Below are 8,194 nucleotides of genomic sequence, written 5' to 3'. Positions count from 1 at the left end.
GCGGCATCGTCACGCGCGTCGAGCGCGAGACCCCTGACTCCACGACCATCCACTTCCGCCCCGGTCGGGGCTGGAACGCGCACGAGGCCGGCCAGTGGGCCCGCATCGGCGTCGAGATCGACGGGGTGCGCCAGTGGCGCAGCTACTCCCTGTCGGCGGCCGCCGGGCACGACCCCGCCATCACCGTCACGGCGATCGGCACCGTCTCGTCCGCCCTGGCCCGCGACACCCGTCCCGGCGACGTCCTCTTCCTCGACGTCCCGCAGGGCGACTTCGTCCTGCCGGGCCACCCGCGCCCGCTGCTCATGCTCACCGCCGGCAGCGGCATCACGCCCGTCATGTCGATGATCCGCACGCTCGTCCCCCGTCGCCCCGACGCCGACGTCGTGCTCCTGCACTGTGCGCGCACGCGGCACGACGCCCTCTTCCACGACGAGCTGCTCGAGCTCGCCGACCAGTTCCCCGGCCTGCGGGTCCGGCACTGGTTCACCCGCGAGGAGGGTGGCCTGAGCGAGCAGGCCGGGCGCCGCCTCGACCTGTCGACGACCGCCGACCTCGACGCGCTGTGTCCCGACTGGCGCACCCGCAAGGCGTTCGCGTGCGGTCCGGCAGAGCTGCTCGACGACGCCGAGGAGCTGTGGGCCCGCGAGGGCGTCGACGGCACCGACGCCACGGGCGCGAGCCTCACGATCGAGCGCTTCGCCCCGGTCCTGCTGCCGGGAACCGGCGGCGAGGGCGGGGTCGTTGTGTTCGAGAAGTCCGACAAGGAGGTCGAGGCCGGCGGCGACGTGCCGCTCCTCGACGCCGGCGAGGAGTGCGGCGTCGTCATGCCGAGCGGCTGCCGCATGGGCATCTGCCGCAGCTGCCTGACACCGCTCGTGGCCGGCAAGGTCCGCGACCTGCGTACCGGAGAGGTCCACGGCGACGAGGGCGAGCTGATCCAGACCTGCGTCAACGCCGCTGCCGGGCCCGTCCACCTGGACATCTGAGAAGGGAACCACCGATGACCACCACCGTGAACCGACCCGCCCCCACGACCCCCACCGGACCGTCCGCGGACGGCCGTGAGGTCCGGCCCCGGAAGCCGGTCCTGGCCGCCGCCGGTGGCCCGGCGAAGCGCCCGAGCGCCGCCGCGCACCTGTCCGACGCCGACGTCGAGCGTCTCGGCCAGGAGCTCGACGCCCTGCGCAACCGCGTCATCGCGACCCGGGGTGCCAAGGACGCCGCCTACATCCGCCGGGTGATCCGCATCCAGCGCACGCTCGAGCTCGCCGGCCGCGCCACGCTGCTCTTCTCGAAGAAGAAGACGGCGCTCGTCGCAGGTACCGCGATGCTCTCGGTCGCCAAGATCCTCGAGAACATGGAGATCGGGCACAACGTCCTGCACGGCCAGTGGGACTGGATGCGCGACCCCGACATCCACTCGACGACGTGGGAGTGGGACTTCGTCACCCCCGCCGCCGCCTGGAAGCACACCCACAACGACCTGCACCACACGTGGACCAACGTGCTGGGCAAGGACAAGGACGTGGGCTACTCGGTGCTGCGCATGGACGAGGACCAGCCGTGGCACCCCTCCAACATCTTCAATCCCGCCATCAACATGGTCCTGGCGCCCTTCTTCGAGTGGGGCATCGCCATCTACGACCTCGAGCTCGAGGCCTACCAGCAGGGCGAGAAGTCCAAGGACGAGCTCAAGGCGGACCTCAGGGCGATGGGACGCAAGGTGGTGCGTCAGTTCACCAAGGACTACGCCGCCACGCCGCTGGCCGCCGTGCCGTTCGGCTCCGGCAAGCAGGCCCTCATCGGCACCTTCACGGCAAACGCGATCCGCAACGTGTGGGCCCACTCGGTCATCTTCTGCGGCCACTTCCCCGACGGCGTCGACACCTTCACCGAGGAGGAGATCGAGGGCGAGACGCGCGGCGACTGGTACATCCGCCAGATGCTCGGCTCTGCCAACATCTCCGGCTCGAAGCTGATGCACATCATGACCGGCAACCTGTCCCACCAGATCGAGCACCACTGCTTCCCCGACCTGCCGAGCAACCGGTACGCCGAGGTCGCGGTGGAGCTGCGCGAGATCTGCGAGCGCTACGGGCTGCCCTACACGACCGGCCCGCTGCCGCGTCAGGTCGGGCAGGCCTGGGCGAAGGTCTTCCGGCTGGCGCTGCCGCCGCGCGCGACGCGCAGGCCGCGCCGGCTGCCCAAGGACGCCGTCAACGCATCGGTGCCGCGCCGTCGGGCGGCCCTGCCCCTCGCGGCCCATGTCGGCTGACGCGTCGACCACCGGCCTCCTGCCCCTCTCGGGCGGGGGGCCGGTCGCGGCGTTCTTCGACCTCGACCGGACGCTGATCCGCGGGTCGGCCAACTACCCCCTCGCGATCGCCGCCTTCCGGGGCGGTCACGTCCCGTGGCGCGACCTCGTCAAGGACACCGTCAACGCGATCTCCTTCCACCGCAAGGGATCCACCGACGCGGGGTCCGAGGCGCTGCGCGAGCGCATCCTGCGCGCGGTGGCCGGCATCCGGCAGTCCGACATCATCCACCTCACCGACGCCATCGTGCCCGGCATCGTCCGCAGGGCCATCCCGGCGTCCCTGACGCTGCTGTCGGACTGCAAGGCCCTCGGCCAGGACCGCATCGTCGTGTCGGCCTCGCCCATCGAGCTCGTGAGCCGCATCGCGACGGCCCTGGGCCTCGAGGGCGCGGTCGCCACCCGCAGCGAGCTCGACGACGAGGGCCGCTACACCGGGCACCTGGCCGGTGAGTTCTGCTACGGCGCCGGCAAGGTCATCGAGATCGAGAAGCTCGCGGCCGAGCGCGGCTACGACCTCGCCCGGTGCACCGCCTACAGCGACTCGGTCAGCGACCTGCCGATGATGGAGCGCGTCGGACAGGCCGTGGCCGTCAACCCCGACCGCGAGCTGCGTGAGATCGCCCGCGAGCGCGGCTGGCGCGTCGTCGAGGTCGGCCGCAAGCGTCATTGACCCGGTCGCACCCTGCCTGGGTGGTCACCGTCCGTTCGTGCCGCTGAGCATGCTGCGGACCGTGTCGACGGTCCGGCGCTCGAACTCCGTCGTCTCGTCGCGGAGTGCGCCCAGCTCGGCGACCGCGCTGGCGCTGCCCTGCTCGTGGCCGACCAGGGCCGTCCCCACCCGCACGTCCAGGTGGACCAGGCCGCGCACGATGGGGTCGAGCCGCTGGTAGGTGGCCACGTCGCTGAGGCTGGCAACGGCGACCTGTGCCGCGACGAGCCGCGGCAGGAGGGCGCGCATCGTCTCCTCGTACCGGCGGGCCTCGGCGAGCGACTGCTCCCGGGGCTGGGAGCCGACCGCCCAGGTCACCCACGCGATCGCCTGGGTTCCCGTCGCGACCAGCTGCACGAGGTCGAGGAGCGACTGGCGCGCCGCGCGCGTCAGCTCGTCCCGGCGGGCGGCGGCCACCCGCTCGCGCTCGATGCGAACCTGGTGCCCCGAGGCGATGAGGGAACCCACGATGCCCGCCATCGCGCCGATCGCGGTGCCGAGCAGGCCGGCGAGGGCGGCGTCCACCCGACCAGTCTGCCGGGCTCGCCCGTCCGGGAGATGCCGTTCGAGCGAGCCGGCACCGGACAGGACGCGCCGTACCTCACCAGGACGTGTGGAGCGGGCGCCCTTCGGCGAACCCGGCGGTGCTCTGGAGGCCGACCACGGCACGCTCGTGGAACTCCTCGAGCGTGCGCGCTCCCGCGTACGTGCAGCTGCTGCGCAGGCCCGCGATGATCTGGTCGATGACGTCCTCGACCGACGGCCGGGCGGGGTCGACGTACATCCGTGCGCTGCTGATGCCCTCCTCGAAGAGGGACTTGCGTGCGCGGTCGTAGGCGGTGTCGCCCGCCGTGCGGTTGCGGACCGCGCGAGAGCTGGCCATGCCGAACGACTCCTTGTACATGCGGCCGTCGTTGTCGGTGTACAGGTCCCCGGGCGACTCGAGGGTGCCGGCGAACCAGGAGCCGATCATGACGTTGGAGGCGCCGGCGGCCAGGGCGAGCGCGACGTCGCGCGGGTGGCGCACTCCACCGTCGGCCCAGACATGTCGGCCGAGCTCCCTTGCCGCCGTGGCACATTCGAGCACCGCGGAGAACTGCGGCCGACCGACGGCCGTCATCATCCGCGTCGTGCACATGGCACCGGGGCCGACGCCGACCTTGACGATGTCGGCTCCTGCCTCGATGAGCTCGCGGGTGCCGGCGGCAGACACGACGTTGCCGGCGACGACGGGGACCTGCGGACCGAGTGCCCGTACGGCGCGCAACGCCTCCATCATCTTGTCCTGGTGGCCGTGCGCGGTGTCGATGACGAGGACGTCGGCCCCGGCGTCCAGGACCTCGGACGCCTTCGCGGCGACGTCGCCGTTGATGCCCACCGCGGCGGCGACCCGCAGCCGGCCCGACGCGTCGACCGCCGGGCTGTAGAGGCCGGCGCGCAAGGCCCCGCCGCGGGTGAGGATGCCCACGAGCTCCCCGGAGTCGGACACCACGGGCGCGACCTTGCGACGCGCCTCGGAGAGTCGCTCGAAGGCGTCCTGCGGACCGACCGACTCGGGCAGCACCACCATGTCCTCGCGCATGACGTCCTGCACCTGGGTGAAACGGTCGACGCCGGTGAGGTCCTTCTCCGTGACGATGCCGACCGGCTTCGGGCCGTCGACGACGACGGCCGCCCCGTGGGCGCGCTTGCCGAGCAGCACGAGGGCCTCGCCCGCCGTCATGTGGCGCTCGAGGGTGATCGCCGTGTCGTGGACGAGGTGGCGGCCCTTGACCCAGCCGACGACGTCGCGCACGACCTCGGTGGGGATGTCCTGCGGGACGACCGCGATGCCGCCGCGACGGGCCACCGTCTCGGCCATCCGGCGCCCCGCGATGGCGGTCATGTTCGCGACGACGAGCGGGATCGTCGTGCCCGTCCCGTCCACCGAGGACAGGTCGACGTCGAGGCGGCTGGTCACCGACGAACGGCTCGGGACCATGAAGACGTCGTCGTAGGTCAGGTCGAGCTGGGGCTGGAGGCCGTTGAGGAACTGCACGATCACTCACTCTAGGCGGCGCGGGGACGGACGGGCTCGCGCGTCTTCCCCCGCGGCCGGATCTGCCGTGGGCGTAGGCCATTGCCATCACCCCGGCCCCGAGTAATCATGATTACATGATTACGAATGAGTCCCAGGAACGGGTCCGTGGCTGGTTCGCCGGCCGCCTGCCCGAGGAGTGGCGTCGCGAGACGCCGCAGATCACCGTCGACCGCGAGGAGATCACGGTCGTGCTCACCATCGAGGACGTCGACCTGCCCGACGGCTCGAGCGACGCCGAACGGGCCGAGGCCCGCGCCGGGCGTGCGAAGGCGTTCCGCGAGGACACCCGCGGCCGCCGCATCGAGATCGCCCGCGAGGCGGAGCACCGCTTCGACCGAAAGGTGTCGTGGGGGCTGCGGGTCGGTGACCGCAGCGAGCTGTGGACGCACGTCGCGGCTCCCACCATGACCCGGCTGCGCCAGCCGGAGCGGCTCGTCCTCGACACGCTCGTCGACGCCGGGGTAGCCCGGTCGCGCGCCGAGGCCCTGGCCTGGTGCGTGAAGCTCGTCGGCCAGCACGAGAGCGACTGGCTCGGCGAGCTGCGGGAGGCGATGTCGCACGTGGCCGACGTGCGTACGAAGGGCCCTGCCGCCTAGGGCTGCCGGTCAGCCCTGCTCGTCGCCGGACTGGTCGGCGTTCTCTGCGTTCTTTGCGTTCTCTGCGTTCTCGGCATCGTCGCCGTCGGCCTGCTGGTCGCTGTCCCGCTTGATCGCGGAGATCTCGAACTCGAGCGAGATCTTCTCGGAGACGAGGACGCCCCCGGAGTCGAGCGGCATGTTCCACTCGAGCCCGAAGTCGCGGCGGTTGATGCGACGCGAACCCTCGAAGCCGGCGCGCAGCGCGCCGAACGCATCGGTCTCGACGCCGAGCAGCTCGAGGGGGATGGTCACCGGCTTGGTGATGTCGCGGATGGTGAGGTTGCCCGAGACCATGTAGGCCCGGTCCTCGACCTCCTCGATCTGGGTGCTCTCGAACCGGATCTCGGGCCACTTCTCGACATCGAAGAAGTCGGCGCTGCGCAGGTGGTCGTCGCGCTGCTGGTTGCGGGTGTCGACGCTGGCGGCCTTGAGGATGATCTCGGCCGAGGACTTCGACATGTCGTCGAGGTCGGCGTAGAAGTGCCCCTTGACGTCGTTGAAGGACCCCCGGACGGTGGTCACCATGGCATGCCGCGCGGAGAACCCGATGCGCGTGTGGGCCGGGTCGAAGTCCCAGTCGCCGTTCAGCGGCGAACTGTCGTCCGTCATTGGTGTCTCCTGCACGCGTGAGTTTCGAGTCGCGGAAGTCTCTCACGACCCAGGGGTGCCGACCGTTGCCCCGTCCGGCAACCGACGCTCGTGCACGCCCCGACGAGCACGCTCTGACTTTACCCGTTCCTGACCCTGCAGCACCGCGGGCAGGACGCCCCCACTACGGGCGTAGCGCCACGGCCCGGTCGGATCGCGCCTCGGCGTGCGCTATAGTTGGCGTCGCCCGGAGCGATCCGGGTATCTGTTTGCGCAGATCCGGCCAGGTAGCTCAGTTGGTACGAGCGTCCGACTGAAAATCGGAAGGTCGGCGGTTCGACCCCGCCCCTGGCCACAACCCCGAAGCCGCAGGATCAGAACCCTCTGACCTGCGGTTTCGTCGTTCTCGAGAGCGTCTGTGACGGTCTGCGCGAGCCCGCCGTCCGTGCTCCCGCAGGCCCGTTGATAGCAGCGGTGATAGCAACGCGCATCAGGCGAGCCTCTCCCCGAGCAGTTGGAGGGCCTTTCGCTTCTCGTCCAGTGACGTGTGCGCGTAGATCGTCATCGTCACGTCGATCGCGCTGTGGCCGACGATCTCCTGGACGATGTGCGGCGCGACCCCTTCGGTCAGCAGGAGCGTCACGCAGGTGTGCCTCAGGTCGTGGAAGCGAGGTAGCGGCTCGGCCAGGACGGTGCGAATCCGGTACCAGCTGCGGCGCAGGTTGTCCGGCTCCATCGGGGTGCCGACCGTCGAGGCGAACACCATGTCCGTGTCGTGCCAGTCCGGACCGGCGGCGAGACGCTCCATGCCCTGCGCGACCTTGTGCGCTTTCAGAGCGTCGACCACAGGTCGTGGCAGCGGAACGGTCCGCCTGGACTTGCGGGTCTTGGGCGCCTTGAGCTGCAGCTGGCCGCCGACACGTTGGAGGCTCTGTACGACCCGCGGCCCAATGCGAGCACGTTCAGGGATTTTCGCTCTGGCTACGCCTGCTTGAACACTTGGACCTCGCCCATGTGCAATGAATTTGTTCCGCTGAGCTGAATCATCACGTATCGCGCGTTCGTCGGCGCCGCCAGTTCTGTCGGAGCGCCCATCATGCCAGTCTGGTGGCTGGACCAGACCCTTGGTCGCCCAGCCTGCTGTAACGGCGTGAGGCTTGTATCGAACGGCTCGTTTGAGGCGAAGACCCAATAGTCGGTTGCTCTGTTCGAGCAGCAATCCGTCCGGTTCCAGAGCCGAATCATCGCTACGTCAGTGGGACTGCCCAAATCCACCTGCCACCATGGAGTGATAAAGGCCAAGAGCGCCGACTTCCATGAGACGGCCATAACGTCATATGTTGCCGACGTGTCGGTCACCTACAGCAACCGGGCGGTCCTGCGCCAGTGGGAACAGTACGACTACTCCGGCCTGCTGCTCGGCCTGCGAGTTCCGGGCGCGACGCAGGAAGCACTGTTGATCCCGTTGACAGACGCGGTGCAAGAGGCCAACGCTGCCGCCGAGGAAGCCGACGAGAGGGTCAGGGGACGCGAGCCTTGGCGCGGCCGGCGCGTGCCACTGGTGTCCCTCTCGTGGTGCGACTCCAAGGACGGGCTGCTCTTCTGGCTCAACAAACTCACCAGCGCGCTCGATCACGCCGGCCTCGAAGGCACGCTCACGCCCGCATCCTTTGACTACCCACCAACCCTGGCGCCCCGCGGGGAGCGAGGCGCCCTGTCAGCGATGCTCTTCCTTTCAGGCTGGACGGTGAACGGCGAAAACCGCGCCAGGCCGGTGTGGATGGTCGACGAGGCCGTGCGCGACCGGCTGATGAACTGGGCAATCCCATGGACGGCCGACGGACGCGCTGAGCTGTACG

Annotated in this window: 10 protein-coding genes and 1 tRNA gene; 6 read left to right on the top strand and 5 right to left on the bottom strand. The window is 70.1% G+C overall.

The window, feature by feature from the left end:
• The 3 genes from ACR9ZK_RS19420 to ACR9ZK_RS19410 form a co-directional block, all read left to right on the top strand.
• Positions 1-989: ferredoxin reductase (locus tag ACR9ZK_RS19420; RefSeq protein WP_481343608.1), on the top strand; the 989-nt coding region annotated here is incomplete at its 5' end.
• A 14-nt stretch (positions 990-1,003) separates the two neighbouring features.
• Positions 1,004-2,278, top strand: a complete 1,275-nt coding sequence (locus tag ACR9ZK_RS19415) for a fatty acid desaturase family protein (protein WP_481343607.1) — start codon at positions 1,004-1,006, stop codon at positions 2,276-2,278.
• A complete protein-coding gene (locus tag ACR9ZK_RS19410) occupies positions 2,268-2,990 on the top strand; it encodes an HAD family hydrolase (RefSeq protein WP_481343606.1) in 723 nt (240 codons plus the stop codon). The genes ACR9ZK_RS19415 and ACR9ZK_RS19410 overlap by 11 nt, the downstream gene beginning before the upstream one ends.
• Before the next feature lie 24 nt (positions 2,991-3,014).
• Here ACR9ZK_RS19410 and ACR9ZK_RS19405 read toward each other — a convergent pair whose 3' ends face one another.
• Positions 3,015-3,554 (bottom strand): hypothetical protein, encoded by a 540-nt coding sequence (locus ACR9ZK_RS19405; protein WP_481343605.1) that lies wholly within the window; start codon positions 3,552-3,554, stop codon positions 3,015-3,017.
• A gap of 76 nt (positions 3,555-3,630) precedes the next feature.
• Entirely contained in the window at positions 3,631-5,067 is a 1,437-nt protein-coding gene (locus ACR9ZK_RS19400) for a GuaB1 family IMP dehydrogenase-related protein (RefSeq protein WP_481343604.1), read from the bottom strand.
• 116 nt (positions 5,068-5,183) lie between these two features.
• Here ACR9ZK_RS19400 and ACR9ZK_RS19395 point away from each other — a divergent pair, with 116 nt between their 5' ends.
• Positions 5,184-5,705, top strand: a complete 522-nt coding sequence (locus ACR9ZK_RS19395; protein WP_481343603.1) for a hypothetical protein — start codon at positions 5,184-5,186, stop codon at positions 5,703-5,705.
• Positions 5,706-5,714: 9 nt separating this feature from the next.
• On the opposite strand, the gene ACR9ZK_RS19390 is transcribed toward ACR9ZK_RS19395, so the two are convergent.
• On the bottom strand, positions 5,715-6,356 hold the full coding sequence (locus ACR9ZK_RS19390) for a YceI family protein (protein ID WP_481343602.1): 642 nt from the start codon (positions 6,354-6,356) through the stop codon (positions 5,715-5,717).
• A gap of 260 nt (positions 6,357-6,616) precedes the next feature.
• On the opposite strand from ACR9ZK_RS19390, the gene ACR9ZK_RS19385 reads away from it, so the two are divergent.
• Positions 6,617-6,690: transfer RNA gene (locus ACR9ZK_RS19385), tRNA-Phe, on the top strand.
• Between the two features lie 135 nt (positions 6,691-6,825).
• Here the strand turns inward: ACR9ZK_RS19385 and ACR9ZK_RS19380 are convergent.
• The gene (locus ACR9ZK_RS19380; RefSeq protein ID WP_481343610.1) at positions 6,826-7,242 is read right to left on the bottom strand and encodes a site-specific integrase; all 417 of its coding nucleotides are present in this window, start codon (positions 7,240-7,242) and stop codon (positions 6,826-6,828) included.
• 74 nt (positions 7,243-7,316) lie between these two features.
• Positions 7,317-7,664, bottom strand: coding sequence for a galactose-binding domain-containing protein (locus ACR9ZK_RS19375; protein ID WP_481343609.1), 348 nt, complete (start codon positions 7,662-7,664; stop codon positions 7,317-7,319).
• Between ACR9ZK_RS19375 and ACR9ZK_RS19370 the strand changes: the two genes are divergently transcribed.
• Positions 7,624-8,194, top strand: a 571-nt coding sequence (locus ACR9ZK_RS19370) for a hypothetical protein (protein ID WP_481343611.1), incomplete at its 3' end; no start/stop codon positions are given. The genes ACR9ZK_RS19375 and ACR9ZK_RS19370 overlap by 41 nt on opposite strands.

The sequence above is a fragment of the Monashia sp. HAY1-5C genome (assembly GCF_056755255.1).
This window is presented reverse-complemented; position numbering and strand designations above follow the sequence as displayed.